Genomic DNA, 21353 nt, shown 5'->3' on the forward strand with positions numbered 1-21353 from the left:
AAAAAATCAATAAGAGGTGTATTTTTTTGATTTTAAAGGGTTTCACCCGCTACGAAGCGCACTTCTTTTCTTTTATATTTTGAAAATAGAGTGCAATGTGCTTTAAGTAGTAAGACGATGTTTCATTCATGGAAAAGGCTCTAAAAAGAAGATCAATCTTCGATAAATAAGTAAAGTCATCAAAGAGAATAACCCCCTGATTTTTTTTCATGATTTTGGCTGCTTGAAAGTAAGCGTCAGGATCTTGGACTCCGAGTTGAATAGATCTTGTATACAGTTGCTCACACTTTAGTCTTGTTCCATCTAATAACGTAACATCTTCTTCTGAAGATACTGCGTTACCTAGCTGATGGTAACTCTCTGCATGATAGGGATCGATATCAAGAGCTGTTAAAAAAAGTTCTTTAGCTGAGTTAAACCGTTTTCCTTCAACCTCTATAGGCTTTTTAAATGCTTTTCCTAGATAAAAATAGGGCCAGGCAGAGTAATGGCCAACGGATAAAGCTTTTAAAAAAATATTTTTCTTTGTAAGGGGAGGGATATCTTCAAGGGAGAAAGATTTGTAGTTGTAGTGATCTTGTTTTTCTTTGCTATTTTCGTCTTCTAAAGTCATCGCATAGTGGCCTAAGATCTTAGCAGCTGTATCAAATGAATATTGATTATTACTTGTACAGGACACGTCATGATATACCCCATATGCAGCTTCTTTGTAGAGCTCTTCCTGAGTGAATTTTTTTCCCTGAATTTCAACCGTTTCATTGGGGGATATCAATGTTGCTAAAAAGTAATATATAATCTTGAAATTAGAATTTTGTGAACAGATTGCTTTTATACACAAAGGAATCAGTTCTTTTAAACGTTCTTGATCATAAGGAAAATGCGTTTTAAGAAAATCTATCCTTATGAAAAGCATTGCAATGGCAGTTTCCTCATCATCATAAGGGGGGGCAAAGTAATATTCAATTAATTTTTGATCTTTATCAGGATTTGCTAAAGGTGTTTTACTTAAAAAAAATAAAATATTTGCAAATTCATCTTCAAACTCTAGTCCATAACTATGGTCATAGAAATCCATGAGAGATTGTAACATGTTTCGTTTAATTTGTTTTTCAACAGAAGAGGAGGCGATAAATTTTCTAAAAATTACGGATGAGCAATCTTCCTCCAAATCTGTGGAGAGAAAGTCTCTCATACCATGCCAGTAAGGGACCCCGGCTAATTGGTGCGGAGCATATTCAAAGGCATTTTCTATCAGTGTGCGAATATTGATGATCTTACCATCTGCAAAAGTGACTGTTCTGGCCTCATCTAATACTACCTCTGATAACAAGATTGCAGCTTCTAGATTATGTGGATTGAGCTGAAGGGCTTTGAGGTAGAATTCTCTTGCTTTTTCTTTGCTTTTTTCGTGATTAAAAAGTCCAAGCCCTACATAAGCTTCATCGTTAAGAGGGTTAATTTCTAGCGCTTTAAGGCAAAGATCTTCTGCAGTGTTCATAGAGGGAGGAAATACGATCTCTTTATGCAGCGCTCTTCTGTTACAGTGATCCATTCTTTCAGAGATCATCAAAATATGATTGATGAGCTTTCCAAGTAAGGCATAATTTCTATCATCGTTAGGATAGAGTTCGATGAGCTTAAGAAAATTCTTTCTTGCAAAACTAGTATTCAGGGTTCCAGGATACCCGCCAGCTAGATATTCATATTTTCCAAGCGTTGTGTAGTCGGTGTATTGATATTCTTTAGCTAAACGTTGATAGATACACTTCCCTTGAAAATCTCTTTTTGCTGCCTCATGAAAAAGCTCCTCTTGATCCATACAGACATATTGATGGGAAAGATCAATATCTTCTAATAATTCACGAATACAGCCTCTTCCATTAAGTCCTTTCCCTCGAGCGTGATCTTCAGTTAAAAGAGGGTGCATTCTGCCGTAGTTAAAGAGCAATACCCCGTTATTAGGCTCCTGAGTTATGGCTTTGATCCACCGCTCTGTGATGATATGCCTAATTTTTCTTAAGGGGATATCTGGATTATTCATCAAAACATAATCACGGTCTTTTTTTAAAGACTCTTCTACATGAGGATCTTTTTGCAAGGCATGAAGTTCAATTGTCTCAAGAGCTTCTGTAGATGCAGTTTTAATTTTTTTTAAAAGTACTCTGTCTTGAGAAGCATCTAAGGGTTTCTCTAAGAAATCTTTTTCTTGTGCCATTTCTGGAGTGGATAAGTATGCATCACTTGGAGAGCGGGGACGAATCGTCATGATATTTTCCTTAAAATAAGGTTAATTATTGTTATCCATCAATTCCTCTGATAGCAGGATCATTAAGAGAGTAGGGGTATTTTGATCAACCCAGCTATTCTTAAGAGAGTGGATGTATGAGAGTATATAGTTAAAACAACCATAAAATTTAACTCGGTTTAATTCAAGTATTTAATGAATAAATATTTTTTTTATTCATCAAAAATAGACTTCTTTCAAGACTTTTTAAGAGGCTTTGATTTGTAAAAAAATTAATAAGATTAAATCATCATCTACGTTTTTAAATTTTTTTCATCTACTAAGAAATCCACCTTTCTCATTTTGTATTTTGAAAATAGAGAGCAATCTGTTTTAAGTAGTAAAACGATGTTTCATTCATGGAAAAGGCTCTAAAAAGCAGATCAATCTTAGATAAATAAGTAAAGTCATCAAAGAGAATAACTCCCTGATTTTTTTTCATGATTTTGGCTGCCTGAAAGTAAGCGTCAGGATCTTGGACTCCTAGTTGGATGGATCTTGTATACATTTGCTGACAGCTCAGTACTGTTCCATCTAATAAAGTGATATCTTCTTCTAAAGATAATAGATTACCTAGCTGATGGTAACTCTCTGCATGATAGGGATCGATATCAAGAGCTGTTAAAAAGAGTTCTTGGGAGGAGTTAAACCATTTTCCTTCAACCTCTAGAGGTTTTTTTAATGTTTTTCCTAAATAAAAATAAGGCCAGGCAGAGTAATGGCCAACAGATAGAGCTTTTAAGTAGACGTTTTGCTTTGTAAAAGAGGGGTTATCTTCAAGGGTAAAAGATTTGTAATTGTAGTGATCTTGTTTTTCTTCGCTATTTTCGTCTTCTAAAGTCATTGCATAGTGGCCTAAGATCTTAGCTGCTGTATCAAATGTATAGTGATCATTACTTGTATAGGACACGTCATGATATACCCCATATGCAGCTTCTTTGTAGAGCTCTTCCTGAGTGAATTTTTTTCCCTGAATTTCAACCGTTTCATTGGGGGATATCAATGTGGCTAAAAAGTAATATATAATCTTGAAATTAGAATTTTGTGAACAGATTGCTTTTATACACAAGGGAATTAGTTTTTTTAAACGTTCTTGATCATAAGGAAAATGCGTTTTAAGAGAATCTATCCTCATGAAAAGCATCTCAATGGCAGGTTCCCCATCATCAAAGGGGGGTGCAAAATAATATTCAATTAATTTTTGATCTTTATCACGATCTGCTAAAGGTGTTTTACTTAAAAAAAATAAAATATTTGCAAATGCATCTTCAAACTCTAGTCCATAACTATGGTCATAGGAATTCATAAGAGATTGTAATGTATTTCTTTTAATATGTTTTTCAACAGAAGAGGAGGCGATAAATTTTCTAAAAATTACGGGGGAGCAATCTTCATTGAGATCTGTGTAGAGAAAGTCTCTCATATCATACCAGTAAGGGACCCCGGCTAATTGGTGCGGAGCATATTCAAAGGCATTTTCTATCAGTGTACGAATCTTGATGCTCTTACCATCTGCAAAAGTGACTGTTCTTGCCTCATCTAATACTACTTCTGATAACAAGATTGCAGCTTCTAGATTATGTGGATTGAGCTGAAGGGCTTTGAGGTAGAACTCTTTTGCTTTTTCTTTGCTTTGTTCATGATTCAAAAGACCAAGTCCTAAATAAGCTTCATCATTAAGAGGATTAATTCCTACCGCTTTAAGGTAAAGATCTTCTACACGGTTCATATGAAGAGGAAATACGATCTCATTATACACCTCTCTTCTGTTACGATGATCCATTCTTTCAGAGATCATCAAAATATGATTGATGAGCTTTCCAAGTAAGGCATAATTTCTATCATCGTTAGGATAGAGTTCGATGAGCTTAAGAAAATTCTTTCTTGCAAAACTAGTATTCAGGGTTCCAGGATACCCGCCAGCTAGATATTCATATTTCCCCAGCGTTGTGTAGTTGGTGTATTGATATTCTTTAGCTAAACGTTGATAGATGCACTTTCCTTGAAAATCTCTTTTTGCTGCCTCATGAAAAAGATCTTCTTGATGCATACAGACATATTGTTGGGAAAGATCAATATCTTCTAATAATTCGTTAATACAGCCTCTTCCATTAAGACCTCTCCCTTTAGCGTGATCTTCAGTTAAAAGAGGGTGCATTCTGCCGTAGTTAAAGAGTAAAACGCCGTTATTAGGCTCTTGGTAAATGGATTTGATCCACCGCTCTGTGATGATGTGTCTAATCTTTCTTAAGGAAATATCAGAATTATTCATCAAGGTGTGATCCCGGTCTTTTTTTAGAGACTCTTCAATATGAGGACCGTGTTGCAAGGCGTTAAGCTCCCTTGTCTCAAGAGCCTCTGTAGATACAGATTTAATTTTTTTTAAAAGTGTACTGTCTTGAGAGGCATCTAGGCCTCTCTCTAAAGAATCTTTTCCTTGTGCGATTTCTGAGGGTGAGATGGATGCATCACTTGGAGAGCGGGGCCGAATTGTCATGATATTTTCCTTAAAATAAGGTTCATTGTTTTGTCAGCCCTTAATTCCTCTGATGGCAGGATCATTAAGGGAGTAGAGGATCAATCCGGCTATTCTTAAGAAACTCTATGTAATAGAGTATGGATTTGGAATAACCATAGAATTTAAATTTGTTTAATGCAAGCATTGAATGAATATTTTTTTTATTCATCAAAAATAAACTTCTTTCAAAACGTTTTAAACGGTTTTTATTTACGAATATTTTTTATTTATTCAGAAATACACCTCTCTCCTTTTGTATTTTGAAAATGGAGTGCAATCTGCTTTAAGTAGTAAGAAGATGTTTCATTCATAGAAAAGGCTCTAAAAAGCAGATCAATCTTAGATAAATAAGTAAAATCATCAAAAAGAATCACCCCCTGATTTTTTTTCATGATTTTGGCTGCTTGAAAGTAAGCATCAGGATCTTGGACTCCTAGTTGAATGGATCTTGTATACAGTTGCTGACACTTTAGTACCGTTCCATCTAATAACGTAACATCTTCTTCTGAAGATAATTGATTACCTAGTTGATAGTAACTCTCTGCATGATAGGGATCAATATCAAGAGCTGTTAGAAAAAGTTCTTTAGATGAGTTAAATGCCTTACCTTCAATCTCTAAAGGGTTTTTAAATGCTTTTCCTAGATAAAAATAGGGCCAGGCAGAGTAATGGCCAACGGATAAAGCTTTTAAAAAGATATTTTTCTTTGTAAGGGGAGGGTTATCTTCAAGGGTAAAAGATTTGTAATGGTATTGATCTTGGTTTTCTTCGTTATTTTCGTCTTCTAAAGTCATCGCATAGTGGCCTAAGATCTTAGCTGCTGTATCAAACGTATATTGCTCGTTATTTGTATCGTAAAATTGGTTGTATACACTGTATGCCGCCTCTTTATAGAGCTCTTGCTGAGCCAATGTTTTTTCCTGAATTTCAACCGTTTTATTAGGGGGTATCAACGTAGCTAAAGAGTAATATAAAATCTCACAATGTTCATTCCCCTCATCGATGACGTTTATACACAAGGGAATCAGTTGTTTTAGCCGTTTTTGATCATGAGGAAAATGGGCTTTAAGAAACTCTACCTTGAGAGAGAGCATATGAGCAGCAGTTATATCCTCATCAAAAGGAGGGCTAAAATAATATTCGATCAATTCTTGATCTTTATCAGGATCTGCTAAAGGTGTTTGACTTAAAAGAAATAAAATATTTGCAAATGCATCTCCAAACTCCAGTCCATAACTATGGTCATAGGAATTCATGATAGATTGTAACATATTTCGTTTGATTTGTTTTTCAATAGAGGGAGAAGCGATCAATTTTCTAAAAATTACGGATGAGCGATTTTGATTCAGGTCTGTGTAAAGAAGGTCTTCCATATGATACCAGTGAGGGATCCCGGCTAATTGGTGCGGAGCATATTCAAAGGCATTTTCTATCAGTGTGCGAATATTGATGATCTTACCATCTGCAAAAGTCACTGTTTTTGCGTCATCTAATACCGCCCCTGATAACAAGATTGCAGCTTCTAGATTATAGGGATTGAGATGTAGCGCTTTCATGTAGCACTCTTGATCGGATCTTGTGTCTCTTTTGCGAGTAGAGAGTCCAAGCCCTACATAAGCTTCATCATTAAGGGGGTTAATTTCTAGCGCTTTAAGGCAAAGATCTTCTGCAGTGTTCATAGAGGGAGGAAATACGATCTCTTTATGCAGCGCTTCTCTGTTACAACTATCCATTTTTTGAGAAATCATCAAAATATGATTGATGAGCTTTGCAAGTAGGGCATAATTCCTATCGTCGTTAGGATAGAGTTCGATAAGTTTGAGAAAATTCTTTATTGCAAAATCGGTATTAAGTGTTCCCAAATACCCCCCAGCTAAGTACTCATATTTCCCAAGCGTTGTGTAGTTAGTGTATTGATATTCTTTAGCTAAACGTTGATAGATGCATTTTCCTTGAAAATCTCTTTTTGCTGCCTCATGAAAAAGCTCTTCTTGATTCATGTAGGTATATTGATGAGAAGGGTCCATCTCGTTTAATAGCGTGCTAATAGAAGTTTTGCCATTTAGTCCTTTCCCTTTAGCGTGATCCTCAGTTAAAAGAGGATGCATTCTGCCGTAGTTAAAGAGTAAAACCCCGTTATTAGGCTCTTGATAGATTACGCGTAACCATCTTTCTGTGATGATGTGTCTTATCTTTCTTAAGGAAATATCCGGATTATTCATCAAGATATAATCTCTATCTTTTTTTAGAGGCTTTTCTAAGAGAGGATCTTGTTGCAAGGCGTTAAGCTCTCTTGTCTCAAGAGATTCTGTAAATACAGATTTAATTTTTTTTAACGGTACCGGATCTTGAGAAGTATTAAAGCCTCCTTGTAAGGAATCTTTTTCTTGTGCCATTTCCGAGGGTGATAAAAATGCATCACTTGGAGAACGAGGACGGATTGTCATGATATTTTCCTCAACATAAGGTTCATTGTTTTGTCATCCATCCATTCCTCTCAGGAAATAATAGTTAAGGAGATAGAACCTCTTTTGACCGATTAAGCTATTTTTAAGAGAGTGAATGTACGAGAGTACTTAGTTGAAAAAACCATAAAATTTAACTTGGTTTAATGCAACTATTGCATGGATAAAATATTTTTTTATTCATGAGAAAGGGATGGTTTTTTACATTCAATAAGAGCTAGTTAAGCGCTATGAATAGAGTGAGAGAGCAAAGAGAGCTCTTCACAGAAAAGCTTAAGTGCAAGTTGATGAGAAGAGATCTCTTGAATTAAAGCAGTCAGTTCTCCTTTTTCAGGATCTTTTAAATGGTTTTCTGCAGCTGTTAGAAGAGATAGAGGGATTTGTTCACGGCTAAGCGAAAGAGGGGCTTTTAATAGGCCTTCTAGATCGTTTGCTGTTTTTTTAAGAGTTAAGGAAGACTCTTCCATCAAAAGCTTAGCAAAATGACTAAGTTCTACAGCTGTTTTTGCAATCGCTGTAATGTTATTAGGGTCTAGCACATCAGGCTCTAAAAAGAGCCTGATGTAGGTATTTAGCGCATTTTCTAAAGGAAAGGAAGGGAATGATGAACCTTGTGAAAATGCCTCAATATGATTCATTACTTTCCTTTAAACGTGGGATAAGAACCTAGTTCTTGATTAAAAACTCTTTTCTTTACCATATCATTTTGCTAAGTATTCTTCTAGTGTTCCTTCAAATAAATGAATGCCATCTTCTTCAAAAGCGATGATTTTTGTGGCCACTTCTTTCAAAAGTTCCCTATCGTGAGATGACATAATCACTGTCCCTTTAAAGTCTTGTAATGCCCATCCTAAGGCAGAGACTGCTTCAAGATCAAGGTGGTTGTTCGGCTCATCCAAAATCAAAAAGTTAAAGTTCAGCATCATCATTTTAGCTAAAATCAGTCTTGCCGTCTCTCCTCCAGAGAGAATAGAGACAGATTTAAACGCATCATCTCCTGCAAAAAGAAGCTTTCCTAAGACACTTCGTACATCTTGATCATACACCCCATCTTTTTGATTTTTTAACCAGTCAAAGAGGTTCATGCCTTGTTTTTTATCAATGATATCTGAGTGATTTTGAGGGAAGTAGCCCATTTGCACTTGGTGACCATGTTCAATTTTTCCCTGATCTTGAGGCAAAACGCCAGCTAACATCTTAAGAAGGGTTGTTTTTCCCCGTCCGTTATTTCCAATCACGCCAATTTTATCACCGCGTAAGATTTCAAAAGAGGTGTTATTGATCACACGCTGGCTTCCAAACGCTTTAGAGATGTGCTCAGCTTTTAAAACAATCTCCCCAGAGGTTTTTTCAGGAGGGTAAAAACGGATATAGGGGCGCTGAATATTAGATTTTTTAAGATCCATCGGCTGAAGCCGGTTGATCTCTCGCTCTCTAGATTTCACCTGACTAGCCCTTGTTCCAGCTCCAAACCTTGAGACAAAATCTTGCAGCTGAGAAATTTTCTTCTCTTTAGATTTATTCTCCTCTTCAGTTCTTGCTCTTACAGCTGTTTTCATCTCAATCATCACATCGTAATTTCCTGGGTAGATGATCACGGTGTCATAGTCGATATCGGCAATATCTGTTGTCACGGTGTTAAGAAAGTGGCGGTCGTGGCTGATGACAATGAGAGTGCCGCGGTATTGCAAGAGAAATTGCTCTAGCCACTGAATGGAGCTTAAGTCAAGGTGGTTAGTAGGTTCATCTAAAAGAAGCGCTTCAGGCTCTCCAAAAAGAGCTTGGCAAAGGAGCGCTCTAAATTGGATATCTAAAGGGATTTGATCCATGGTTTTTAAATGGAAAGAAGCGTGTATTCCCATGCCTGAGAGAAGATCTTCTGCCTCAGATTCTGCGCTATAGCCATCTTCTTCTGCAATCACTTCTTCAAGTTCTCCTAGCCGGATGCCCACGCTATCTGTCATGTCTTGATCGTAAAGAGCATCTCTTTCTTGAAGTGCTGCCCATAAACGGCGGTTTCCCATGATAACCACGTCAAGCGCTCTAAAGTGTTTGAAGTCTTCGATATTTTGCTTAAGAAAGCCCACTTTTTTAGGGAGAACAACAGTTCCACTTCCAGGCTCTTCAAGCCCCATCATAATTTTCATTAAAGTGGATTTTCCCGAACCATTAGGGCCTGTTAATCCGTACCGATGTCCCACGTTAAAAGAGACATTCACTTGATCAAATAAAAGACGAGTGCCAACTTTTTTGGCAATATTTGCTAAAGTAATCATAAGAATGATAGTTTATCAAAAGAGCGAGTTTATGCAAGAGTGGAAAGAAAAGTTTTTAACCTATTTATATGCGATCAAGAATGCCTCCCCGCACACGATCCGCAATTACCAAATGGATCTTGAAGAATTTATCGCCTTTACCCCGGATATCCCTCCTAGGGAAGTGACGCAGTGGAGTATTAGGCATTACTTAGCACATCTTCATAAAAAAACGCTTGCAAAACGGTCGGTACTCCGTAAACTCTCATCCCTCAGGTCTTTTTTCCTGTTTCTTGTAAAAAATAAAGTCATTACAGTAACTCCTCTGGAAGAGATTGAGGGGCCTAAACGGGATAAAACACTGCCTCATCCGTTATCAGAAGAAGAGTTTGAAAGGCTGTTATCGCAGCCAGATATTTACTCCCTATTAGGGTTAAGAGACCGGGTGATTTTGGAGCTCTTTTACAGTTCAGGACTTAGAATTAGTGAGCTTGCAGGGCTTAACCGTTTGGATATTGATAGTAAAAATTTAACATTAAGAATTCGGGGTAAAGGGAAAAAAGAGCGCCTCATTCCCATGACAGAAAGAGCCTCTCAATGGATTCAAAGGTACCTGAGCTCTCCTGATCGGTACATGGACGGAGAAAAGCATCAACAAGAGCGTGATAAGCAAGCTGTTTTCTTAAATAAATGGGGAGAAAGAATCTCTGTACGCTCGGTTGATAGGGGCTTTAAAGACTACCTTTTGCAATCAGGGCTTGCTGCAAAAGCCACTCCTCATACGATACGGCACACGATTGCAACTCACTGGCTAGAAAAAGGGATGGATCTTAAAACCATTCAAACGCTTTTAGGGCATAGCTCTCTTGCAACGACAACGATTTATACCCATGTATCAAAGCGGATTAAAAAGGAAGTGTATGATAAAGCGCATCCGCTAGCAAAACAAGAAGAGAGTTAAATAGATTAGAGAGTTTTCTTCAACTTACCTACAACTCTTTAAAGGATTTACAAGAGTTGCAAGGATGAAGAGTAGTGTTTATTCAGTGAGTCCTGATAGGAAAAAAGCCCCCCACTGACGAGGAAAGTCTCTAATTTTTGATTTTCCCGGGGAGGCTTCTATGTCCATTACCATCAAGATGGCTTGCTGCAGTGCCCGAGCTTTATCGAGTTTAGAAGTGCCGATTCCAAATAAATGCTTGTAAAAAATTTCCACTATTTTCACTGTAACCTCTGAATCAGGAAGCGGCCAGTAGCTGGCAATTGTTGATCTTGCTCCAGCTCCTAAAAATGACCAAATAGGACCAATACTTCCCTCCTGTTTAAGGTTCCCTCTTCCTAAGTGACAGGCGCTCATAAAGACAAGGTCTGCTTTAAGTGTCATTGAGGCAACTTCTTCGGCATGAAGTTGATGAGGTGTGTTTTGATCAACAAAAGCTAATTTGAAGAATCCTTCAAAAATAGAATCAGGACTATTCGTAGGTTTTTCTCCTGCTATTCCGTGGCAGGCAATATGGATTAATCTAGCATCAGGAGCACGTTCTACAATTTTACTTACAGTTGCTTCTGTACCTATCATAGGTGCAAGGGGGCGGATTAAGGTTTGTTCTTTTAAAAGAGCACTGAGTTGCTTAATTTCTTCCTCAGCTTTTGGCAGTGAAGATACTTGATCATCTGGATGGGTTAGAGGATTGGCGACTAAAAGAGATTGATCAGGAAATTCTTTAGGATATTGATTAAGAAGAGAGAGAACTTGAATGGAAGGTGAAATTGAAATGGGATAGTGCTCAATTAAATGAGTTTTGTCTTTTTTATTATAAAAAGCTCCAAAGGGAAGATGAGCCAAAAATCCATCAGGAATAAAGGTGAGGGTATCACCAAACGTTTTAGGAGGAAGATATTCTTTTATAGGCGTAATAAAAATGTCGTACCATGCAGAAAGCCTTTCATTAAAGAACTGACTGGGTTGTTTTTGATTTTTTTGCGGACGTTGTATTTTAGCTTGATAGGGGAATTTTTTAAAAATGTTACTTTTCTTTAAAAATTCCTCATTAGGAAGAATAATGCCAAATTTGCAAGGTTCACCGGGAGCTGAATTTATGAGGTTAATGGATTGAAGCTTCTCTTCATGGGAAGAAACAACCCAAATTGTAAGTTTAATATTATCAGGGTTAGAATTCAAAAGAGAATATACGATAAAAGTGGTTTTCAGTGTTTGTGCAAGCGCTCGCATCTGTGGATAGGTTAAGGGCTGATTTTTTTCTAAAGATAACTTTTGAGAAATAAGAGAGGAAAGTGCACGACTTCGCCTTGCATCTGAAATTTCTAACGCTTCGATATCTCTTGCCTTATGGATAAGTAGGTCCTCTAGATTTAAGTAAGATCTTGACCAATCCTCAAAAAGAGAAACTTGCCATTGAGATTTTTTTGTACTACGCTCAAGAGAGGAAAAAATTTCAATTGCTTGTCGGTAATTGGTTTCAGCTTGAAAGGTGTCGCTTAAGCGTTGGTAGGTAATCCCTAAATTGTGATGAACTAGCCCCAGAGACATAGGATCTTGAACATTTTTAGCAATTGTTAAATAATTTTTAGTGTTCTCTAGCTGTTTATCCAAATAATTCAAAGCCCCGTACAGATTTCCTAAATTAACTCGTATTTTTCCTTCAACTAACCTATCTTTAAGATCCTTTGAAATTTCTAAAGCCGCCTCATATTGAGTTAACGCTTTTTGATAGTGATCTTCAGCGGTAGTATTAAAGGGTAGATTTTGTTCTTTAAGCTCTTGAGAAGAAAGTTGCTGATTTTTAGTTGTTGTTTTTAATGTCTTATTATTATTTTCTAACAGTTGCTGAATCTTCCGACCTAAGTTTTGATGTATAATCCCTAAGCTATTACGAGCGTACATTTCCCCTTGTCGATCATTACAAGCCTGAGCTTTTTCTAAAGCTTGCTGATTATAAGTTAAGGCCTTTGCAGAATCTCCTTGGGCCTGATATATAGTCCCCATATCATGAAAAAAAGTTCCTTCGTATTGTTTTTTTTGCTGAGGAGTTTGATGCATATCGAAAGCTTTTACAAAATATTTCGATGCTGTTTGATACTCACCTAAAGCATAATGTAAATGTCCTAAATTACCATAAATTGTGCTTTCTAGTTTTCTATTGTTAAGCTCTTGGGCAATCATTAGAGATTTGTTTTGATATTTTATAGCTTCATAAAACTCGTATGAATTTTTATAAATGATCGCTAAATTATGATAAATGAATCCTTCTCTAAAGCGATCTCCTAACTGTTTAGCTAGAGATAAAGCTTTTTCTTGTGACTCTAATCCACGCTGATCATGGAGGGGAATATAGGCAGCTCCCAAATTCATATAAGCGCTTAATTGCATTTTAAGATCTTGAGTATCCTGAGCCATTTTTAGATATTTTTCATAGTAATGAAGAGATGTGTTATAATTCCCCACATCAAAATAAGCAAGGGCTAGATTATCGTAGGCGGTGGCTTCTTCGCTTAAATTTTGAAGTTGTTTAGAAATGTTGAGATGCCTGTGATAAAACTCAATTGCATGAGGGTACTTATTTAAAGCTTGATAGGCCTTGCCTTGGTAAAGATAAGCTTTACCTTCTTGAGCGAGGTTTCCTAATCTTATAGCCATCATAGCATGTTTTTCATGAAATTCGATTGCTTGATCGTATTTTTCTAGAGCATGATAATTCTTCCCTAGATTACTGTAAGCTTTTCCTTCCCCTACGTAATTGTTAAGTTCCTGAGCAATGATTAAAGCTTGGTGATAAGAGTTGATCGCTTCCTCATGATTTTCTGAATCTTGATAGACCTTTCCCAAATGACGATAAGCGAGTCCTTCAGTAGCACGATCTCTATTTTCTTTAGCATATATTAAGCTATCTTGATAATACTTGATCAATTCAGGGTATTTACCTAAAGATCTATATAAATTATTTAAACTAAGCTGAGCCTTTATTCGCATTTGATTATCTGAAATGTCTTTGGCAATCTTTAAGCAGCTTTCATAGCAGTCTAAGGCAGTATTATGCTGCTTTAAATCTATGTAAAGTTTCCCTAGGCGGCCATAAGTCTTGCCTACAAGGGAATGATCCTTATACTCTATCGCAATATTAAGGCATTTTTTATAACATTCGATTGCTTGAGTGTGCTTTTTTAACCTCATATAAAGATCTCCCAAATACGCATGGGCACGTCCTTGAGAACAACGGTCTCCTCTCTTTTGAGCAAGAAGTAAATATTGTTTCAAACCGTCTTCTGTTTGAGAAAGTTCATCTAAAGGCTGATGTAGACCTTCCAACTTGCTTAACGCCATCTTTTCTAATGTCTTATTTTGAATAGTGTGACTAAGAGCTAAGCATCGATTGTAGCAGATAGCAGCTTGTTTGGGATTGTGCAAAGCTTGATAGGTTTTTCCTAAATTGAAATAAGCGGCTCCTTCTATTGAGTATTCTTGAATATCTTGAGCTAATTTTAGACAGATTTCATAGTGCATGAGGGCTTGATCAAACTCTTTTAAGTCAAAATAAGCACTTCCTAGGTTACCTGAACCCATGATTTTAGCACTTTGATCTCCTATATCTTCGGCAATATCTAACTGCTTTAAGTGATGAGTGATAGCTTGCTCCTGATCTCCTAGTTCATCATAAACACTTCCTAAAACACCATAGGCAATTCCTTCTTCTTTGCGATCTTTCGCTCCTCGGGCCTTCATTAATTTCTCTTCATGATATTGAATTGCAGAGTGTGAAGTTATTAAAACCTGAGTGGCTTGAGAAATCATAGTTTGAGAAAAGGGCTGTTCATGAAGCAAAGAATCATGAGATTGCATTATAGAGTGCGAAGCTATTAAAATGTGGATGGCTTGAGAGATAATATTTTGAGAAAAAGGTTGCTCATGAAGCAAAGAATCAGGCTGAGCGGGAATTTGAGTTACGGACTCTAGGTTGAGTAGTTGCTTAAACAGGGGGCTCCTCAAGAGTAAGATTGCATGATTAAGGTAGAGCTCCAATTTTTCTTGATGAGTTTTTTTATTTTGTTTGAGCTGATGGATTTGCTGTTGAATGCCTTTCCATGTGATCAAATAGCTCTTTTGTTGTTTCTCAGAAGAAAATTTTTGAAGAAAATCTTTTTGCAGAGAGGTTTGCATTTGATAACATCTTAGATGAGGAAAAGAAGAAATATTTTTTAATAATTGGAGATCAACCATCAGATCTAAAGCTTCAAGAAGCATGATTAGAGGGAGATTAGAGTATGAGAAGTGGAATAAATTTTTGAGCAATTCTTCAGGAATCACTTCTTCTCCTAAGACACAGATCCACTGTGTGAGATTTTCAATTAAGAATGAACTATCGATAAGGTCTAAAGGAAGACGTTGAGATAAATGTAAACCTAGTTGAGGTTCAATTAAAGGATTGATTAAAGACATAAGCTCAATTTTTTGAAGTGAAGTGAGCGCTTTTTGAAAAGATTCATGCTTTAAAAGAGAAAGTATGTAGGTGATATAGGATTTAATTTTTCTTTGATGCACGTTTTCATGTTGCTTTAGATGATTCAGCTGTAAGAAGATGCCTTTCCATATTATTTCGCAGATTTTTTTTTGTTCTTCATCACATAAATCTCTTATAAAATATTCTTGATGAGAAGGGTTGATTCGGTAGCATTTAAGACCTAATAACCAAGTTTGATCACAGATTAAAAGGGAGCTTTCAATAAAAGAGTCCAAAGCTTCAGCAAGATGAGCAAGAGATTCATGAGGATAGGTATCTTGAAAGAGGGTTTTGAGGATTTCTTCAGGAATCACCTCTTTTCTTAAAACTTCTACCCACTGAGTAAGATGATCATGGAATTGAGGAAGATTATTTTTTTGATCAGGACTTAAGGGAGAATAAATCCTTTGCATCTGAAGGGCCTCTGCTTTTGAAATTAATTTAAAAGTAGAGCCCTCTTTTAAAAGATAAGGTTTTATTTGAATATCTTGACCGAGGTTATCAAGGTCACCAGCATAGATTCTTCCTTGCTGAATTTGTTGTTGTAAAGCTTCATAAAATTTACAGAGGTCTGCTGAAATATGAGATGGGAAAGAGTAGAGCCGAATTTTTTGAGACAAGCTTTGAGAAGAAAGGGAAGCTATTTTCGTTAATCCTGCTTCCGTTAAAGTACGGTTAGAGATGACCATATTGAATCTCCTATGATGGCTTAATCATGTAAGATTATTCAATTGATCTATTTTATCAATAATTTTTATGTGAAAAGGATATTTTTTTGTGAATAGATATTTATTTTTTAAGCGAAAGAAGAGACAAATACATCCCTAAAAATCACGAAGAAGAAAAGAGATGTGAAAAAAAAGAGGGGGAAGCGATAAGCCGGATTCTGTCTTGGGCAATCATTCCTCTAGGGGCTTTGTCGCCAAAGCCCTCAAGCGATTTGTAAGCTTTTATGTGCGGAGAACACAAGAGTCTAAAAGCTTAATTTCTTGCTTCAGATAGGGTTTATCGCACCGGATTTTTCAATCCGTGTGAAAGGCTCTTAAAGCCTTTATTTTCAGCCTGTCAGTAGTTAAAGTCCCTACTGCGGAATGTTTTCTGTGATACTTTCCGTAGCCTTACGGCCCCCAGTCTTTCACTGGTATCTTCTCCTATGAAGTCCAGACTTTCCTCCAGTAGATTTCTCTACCAGCGATTGCCTACTTTCCCCTCAAAGTGCTTCTAGTTAAGACGCTTGCGTCTTCGTTTTGCAGTAGACCCTTCGTGTGTTTCTTCTTCAGATTTGAAGTAGTGAATACGTGAGCAGTGTTCACAAAACACAAGGTTATTGCCTTTACGCACCACATTTTCATGTTGAGCAGTGAGCGCAATATGGCACCCGCTACAGGTTCTATTTTCTAAAGGCACAACAACGCGGTCTTTTTTATTGGTAAAGAGCCTTTGATAGATTTTTAACACTTCAACATCTGCTGTTTTGGCTAAATCGTCACGCTCGGCTTTAAGATCGCGCCCTTCTTGATTAATCAATTGAATGGTTTCTTTAATCTCTTTTTCAAGAGCTAAGCTATTTTCTTCTGAAGCTAAGAGCCCTTCTTTAATTTTGCCAAGGATCTCTTCTTCACTCACTTTTTTATCTACAAGATCTGAAACTTTAAGCTCTGTTGAGGCACGCTCTTTTTCTAAAGCAGCCATCTCTTGCGTTACAGAGTTAAACTCTTCAACTTTTTTAACCGTTCCTTGATGAGCTTCAAGTTTTTTAATTTTATCAACAATTTCTTGAATTTTTTGCTCAAGCATTAAAATTTCTTGAGAGAGCTGAGCAATCTCTTTTTCTTTTTCCACAACTTGTTGGTGAAGGTCTTGGCGAAGAGCTTCGATTTGCTCGATTTCTTGGAGCCTTTCTTTTTTAACTCGAATCAGACGTAGCATCTTCATATCGAGTTCTTGGATGTCTAAAATCGTCTTTAGAGCTTCTTTCATCGCTTAAGTATCCTTATCTTTTCAATCTATTAGATTATAGCCAGATTTTGTTTCTCCTCAAGTAGAAATTCATAGAAGGGGGTATCTTTAAAATGAAAAGGGGGGTATAGCAGATATAAAGTCGCATAAAATAGCCCTTTTCTGTCAGAATCAACCTAACCTATTCAAGCGATTTGCTTGCAAAATCTTGTAAAAAGAGGTTTTATGACACCTTACCTTCAAAACTATTTCTCCAAAGTCCCTGAGTCCAAGAGGACATCAGAGGGCATTTCGTATGCAGCAGCCCTCGACACCATTCAAAAAACCTCGCCTGAAATTGCACAGCTGATTGTTCAAGAGCTAAAAGATCAAAGATCGCATCTTAAACTGATCGCCTCTGAAAACTTTTGTTCTCTTCCTGTTCAAATGGCCATGGGCAATCTTTTAACCGATAAATATGCCGAAGGGTTTCCTTTTCATAGGTTTTATGCAGGGTGTGATAATGTCGATTCGATTGAACAGATTGCAACCGATGAACTGAAAAAACTCTTTGGATGTGATCACGCCTATGTTCAGCCCCATTCAGGAGCAGATGCCAATCTTGTCGCTTTTTGGTCTATCCTTGTGCACCGTATTCAAACTCCTGAAATTGCAAGACTGGGGAAAAAAACAGTAGATGAAATGACCCCTGATGAGTATGAAAAGATGCGGCAGATCATGATGAGTCAAAAGGTGATGGGGATGTCGTTAAGATCAGGTGGACACCTAACCCACGGATTTCGGCACAATCTCTCTTCAAAAATGATGCAGTCTGTTTCTTACGATGTAGATCCTGTAACTGGCCTCATCGATTATAAAGCGCTTCAAAAGCTTGTGAAAGAGGAAAAGCCAGCGATTTTAATTGGAGGGTATTCTGCCTATCCAAGACTCATTGACTTTGCGATTTTAAGAGAAATTGCAGATTCTGTAGGATCAACTCTCATGGTCGATATGGCTCATTTTGCAGGGCTTGTTGCAGGTCATGTGTGCACAGGAAACTACAACCCCATCCCTTTTGCCCATGTGGTGACATCAACAACGCATAAAACGCTTAGAGGTCCAAGAGGCGGTTTGATCTTGTGTCAAAAAACCTATAAAGAAGTGATTGATAAAGGATGCCCTCTTGTTTTAGGAGGCCCTCTTCCTCATGTGATGGCAGCGAAAGCGCTTGCTTTCAAAGAGGCAAGTACTCCTGAATTTTCTCTCTATGCCAATCAAATTGTGAAGAATGCTAAAACCCTTGCCGAAGAGCTACTTAAAGAAAATATTACCGTAACAACGGGGGGAACCGATAATCACCTCCTCATTTTTGATGTGAAAAAAAGCTTTGGGCTGACAGGGAGACAAGCAGAGACCGCTTTAAGAGAGGGGCATGTGACCGTGAATAGGAACATGGTTCCCTTTGATGAAGCGGGGCCGTGGTACACTTCAGGGATCCGGATAGGGCCAGCTGCAATGACAACCCTTGGCATGAAAGAGCCTGAAATGAAGCAAATCGCTTCATGGATCGTGAAGATTTTAAAGCATGCCACCCCTGATAGGGATCCAAAAACAGGCTCTATGAGTCTTGCAAAAGTGACTGTGATGCCGCATGTGCTTCACACGGTTCAAAAAGAAATGCAGGAACTTTTAAAAAGTTTTCCTCTCTATCCTGAAGTGATCGTTGATTGAAAATTTAATCCACTTGATAATAAGAAAAAAAACGAGGCGATATGTACATATTAGAAGAAGATGATGATGAAACACCCCAAAAGCCTCTTGCTCCATCAGGGAGTATAGATGCAAAAATTGATGCAGCTCTTTTAAAAGAGAGAAGAATTTTTTTCTGTGATGCCGTAGACGGGGCAACTTCCAAAGATGTGATTCGTAAGCTGTGGTATTTAGAGATTTCTGATCCAGGTAAACCCATCCTTCTTGTGATCAACTCTCCCGGCGGATCGGTGGATTCTGGGTTTGCGATATGGGACCAGGTTCAAATGATCACATCTCCTGTCACAACGCTTATCACCGGGCTTGCAGCTTCGATGGGCTCTATTTTAAGCTTATGCGCAGCTCCTGGAAGACGGTTTGCAACACAGCATGCAAGGATTATGATTCACCAACCCAGAATCATGGGAGTGATCCAAGGGCAAGCAAGTGATCTTTCCATTCAAGCAGAAGAGATCTTAAAAACACGCAAGCAAATCATTGACATCTATGTAAAAGCCACAGGAAAAACGGTCGAAGAGGTGAGTCAAGCCATTGATAGAGACCGGTGGTTTTCTTCAGAAGATGCTCTCCAGTTTGGTTTAATTGATGGGATTATCACGTCGTTTAATGAGCTGTAATTAATGCTGCTCCCTTTTGATAAATATCACGCTTCTGGCAACGATTTTATCGTAATGGATGACCGAGAAGAGCGTATCGCTCTTCTTGGTCCCTCCTTTATTTTGCATCTTTGTGATCGAAGAGAAGGGATTGGAGCAGATGGTGTTCTCCTGCTTCAAAACTCCTCAAGAGCCAATTTCCGTATGCGTATTTTTAATGCGGATGGAAAAGAGGCCTCTATGTGCGGAAATGGACTCCGGTCGCTCACCCATTTTGCCTCACGGCATAAACTCATGAGCACGTCTTTATCCATTGAGATTGGAGACCATATTGCATATGGATCAATTCATGAATCCCTCCAGAAATCCCCTGATGGATCAATTAAGGAAGAGTCTTTAACGGTTGAGTGGGGCCCTTACCATTTGATCCATGAGGAGCCAGTGAGGATTGAAGGGTATGATTTTTATGGAATTAATACCGGCGTTCCTCATAGCGTGACATTTACCGATCATCATGACGATTTTTTACGCTTAGCTCCAAGAGTAAGACGCCACTTTTTCATGGGGGAAGAGGGATCAAATGTTTCATTTGTAGTGTTAAAAGAAGAGGGGCTTTATATCAGAACCTTTGAGAGAGGGGTTGAACAAGAGACACTCTCTTGCGGATCAGCAGCAGCAGCTGCTGCTGTTTTAGCAAGGAAGAAATACGACCTTAAAGGGAGCGTACAGGTGGTGCCTTTTTCAGGGGAAAAAATCGTTGTAGAGTGTGATGAAGACCATATGAAATTGCATGGCAAAGCAACATTTGTTTTTCATGGATCAATCATGTACAATGAGCTGTCTAAAAAAATGAGGAGCATCCCATGACAAAACATCAGATGACAATTGGCATTCCTAAAGAGATTAAAGATAAAGAGTACCGAGTAGGGGCCACCCCTGAGATGGTGCACGCTTTAGTGCAAGCTGGCCACCATTTGATGGTTGAGACAAAAGCTGGGGAAGCAATTGGTTTTTCTGATGAGATGTACATCACATCAGGCGCTCGGATTGTAAGTAGTAGAGAAGAAGTTTACTCTGCTGAAATGGTGATTAAAGTGAAAGAGCCTCAAGAAAGTGAATTTCCTCTTCTTAAAGAAGGACAAATTCTCTTTTGTTATTTCCACTTAGCTCCCGATCCTATTCAAACAAAAAATCTTATTGATAAAAAAGTGATCGCCATTGCTTATGAGACCGTGACAGACCGTCAAGGAAGACTTCCTCTTCTCATTCCTATGAGTGAAATTGCCGGAAGAATTGCCGTTCAAGCAGGGGCTAATGCCCTTCACATGATTAACGGAGGAAGAGGCACTCTTTTAGGCGGCGTTCCAGGTGTGCTTCCGGCTCAAGTGACTGTTTTAGGAGGCGGAGTGGTGGGAACACAAGCTGCTAGAATGGCGCTTGGGTTAGGAGCGGATGTGACGATTCTAGACAACAATTTATCAAGATTAAGAGAGCTAGATAATCTCTATGGCCCCAGGTTAAAGACGGTCTTTGCCTCCCCCTCTTCCATTGAACAACATGTCACAACATCCGATCTTGTGATTGGAGCTGTCCTCATCCCGGGAAAACTCGCTCCTCAGCTCATCACCCATGCGATGGTGAAAAAGATGCTAAAAGGGTCTGTCATTGTCGATGTGGCAATTGATCAAGGAGGGTGCTGTGAAACATCTAGGGCCACTACGCACTCCCATCCGATTTACCATGTAGAGGGTGTTGTTCACTACTGCGTTGCGAATATGCCAGGAGCGTGCGCTAGAACTTCAACGATTGCGTTAACTAATGCCACGATGCCGTACGCGCTCAAAATTGCTAATAAAGGGTATAAAGAGGCGCTTCAAGAAGACCCAGGACTTATGGCAGGGCTTAACCTCTTTAAAGGGCATGTGACAAATGAGCCTGTGGCAACTGACTTAGGCTATAGGTATGTCACCCCTGAAAGTGTGATTTAAGGAAGAGAGCTCTAGCTATTTTT

12 protein-coding genes and 1 other RNA gene are annotated in these 21353 nt (G+C 38.1%); 5 read left to right on the forward strand and 8 right to left on the reverse strand.

Features of this window, described 5'->3' with window-relative positions; translation table 11 throughout:
- Positions 1-49: 49 nt before the first annotated feature.
- From ACI7T6_RS00095 to ACI7T6_RS00115, 5 genes are all read right to left on the reverse strand, one after another.
- Positions 50-2266, reverse strand: coding sequence for a hypothetical protein (locus ACI7T6_RS00095; protein ID WP_404665567.1), 2217 nt, complete (start codon positions 2264-2266; stop codon positions 50-52).
- A gap of 316 nt (positions 2267-2582) precedes the next feature.
- The gene (locus ACI7T6_RS00100) at positions 2583-4781 is read right to left on the reverse strand and encodes a tetratricopeptide repeat protein (protein WP_404665568.1); all 2199 of its coding nucleotides are present in this window, start codon (positions 4779-4781) and stop codon (positions 2583-2585) included.
- 248 nt (positions 4782-5029) lie between these two features.
- A complete protein-coding gene (locus ACI7T6_RS00105) occupies positions 5030-7249 on the reverse strand; it encodes a hypothetical protein (RefSeq protein WP_404665569.1) in 2220 nt (739 codons plus the stop codon).
- A 239-nt stretch (positions 7250-7488) separates the two neighbouring features.
- Positions 7489-7905, reverse strand: a complete 417-nt coding sequence (locus ACI7T6_RS00110) for a hypothetical protein (protein WP_404665570.1) — start codon at positions 7903-7905, stop codon at positions 7489-7491.
- 63 nt (positions 7906-7968) lie between these two features.
- A complete protein-coding gene (locus ACI7T6_RS00115) occupies positions 7969-9543 on the reverse strand; it encodes an ABC-F family ATP-binding cassette domain-containing protein (RefSeq protein ID WP_404665571.1) in 1575 nt (524 codons plus the stop codon).
- A gap of 31 nt (positions 9544-9574) precedes the next feature.
- Here ACI7T6_RS00115 and xerA point away from each other — a divergent pair, with 31 nt between their 5' ends.
- Entirely contained in the window at positions 9575-10483 is a 909-nt protein-coding gene (gene xerA / locus ACI7T6_RS00120) for a site-specific tyrosine recombinase/integron integrase (protein WP_404665572.1), read from the forward strand.
- Between the two features lie 78 nt (positions 10484-10561).
- On the opposite strand, the gene ACI7T6_RS00125 is transcribed toward xerA, so the two are convergent.
- The 3 genes from ACI7T6_RS00125 to cdsZ form a co-directional block, all read right to left on the reverse strand.
- The gene (locus ACI7T6_RS00125) at positions 10562-15727 is read right to left on the reverse strand and encodes a tetratricopeptide repeat protein (RefSeq protein ID WP_404665573.1); all 5166 of its coding nucleotides are present in this window, start codon (positions 15725-15727) and stop codon (positions 10562-10564) included.
- Between the two features lie 170 nt (positions 15728-15897).
- An RNA gene (gene rnpB, locus ACI7T6_RS00130) (RNase P RNA component class A) lies at positions 15898-16249 on the reverse strand.
- Positions 16250-16259: 10 nt separating this feature from the next.
- Positions 16260-17018 (reverse strand): zinc ribbon domain regulatory protein CdsZ, encoded by a 759-nt coding sequence (gene cdsZ / locus ACI7T6_RS00135; RefSeq protein WP_404665574.1) that lies wholly within the window; start codon positions 17016-17018, stop codon positions 16260-16262.
- Between the two features lie 204 nt (positions 17019-17222).
- On the opposite strand from cdsZ, the gene ACI7T6_RS00140 reads away from it, so the two are divergent.
- The 4 genes from ACI7T6_RS00140 to ald are packed head-to-tail and all read left to right on the forward strand — an operon-like array spanning position 17223 to position 21330.
- On the forward strand, positions 17223-18707 hold the full coding sequence (locus ACI7T6_RS00140) for a glycine hydroxymethyltransferase (RefSeq protein WP_404665575.1): 1485 nt from the start codon (positions 17223-17225) through the stop codon (positions 18705-18707).
- Positions 18708-18748: 41 nt separating this feature from the next.
- A complete protein-coding gene (locus ACI7T6_RS00145; protein ID WP_404665576.1) occupies positions 18749-19363 on the forward strand; it encodes an ATP-dependent Clp protease proteolytic subunit in 615 nt (204 codons plus the stop codon).
- A gap of 3 nt (positions 19364-19366) precedes the next feature.
- Entirely contained in the window at positions 19367-20209 is an 843-nt protein-coding gene (gene dapF, locus ACI7T6_RS00150; RefSeq protein WP_404665577.1) for a diaminopimelate epimerase, read from the forward strand.
- An 11-nt stretch (positions 20210-20220) separates the two neighbouring features.
- On the forward strand, positions 20221-21330 hold the full coding sequence (ald, locus tag ACI7T6_RS00155) for an alanine dehydrogenase (protein WP_404666115.1): 1110 nt from the start codon (positions 20221-20223) through the stop codon (positions 21328-21330).
- Positions 21331-21353 lie beyond the last annotated feature (23 nt).

It is taken from the genome of Rhabdochlamydiaceae symbiont of Dictyostelium giganteum, assembly GCF_964291045.1.
Taxonomy (GTDB): domain Bacteria; phylum Chlamydiota; class Chlamydiia; order Chlamydiales; family Rhabdochlamydiaceae; genus PALSA-1444.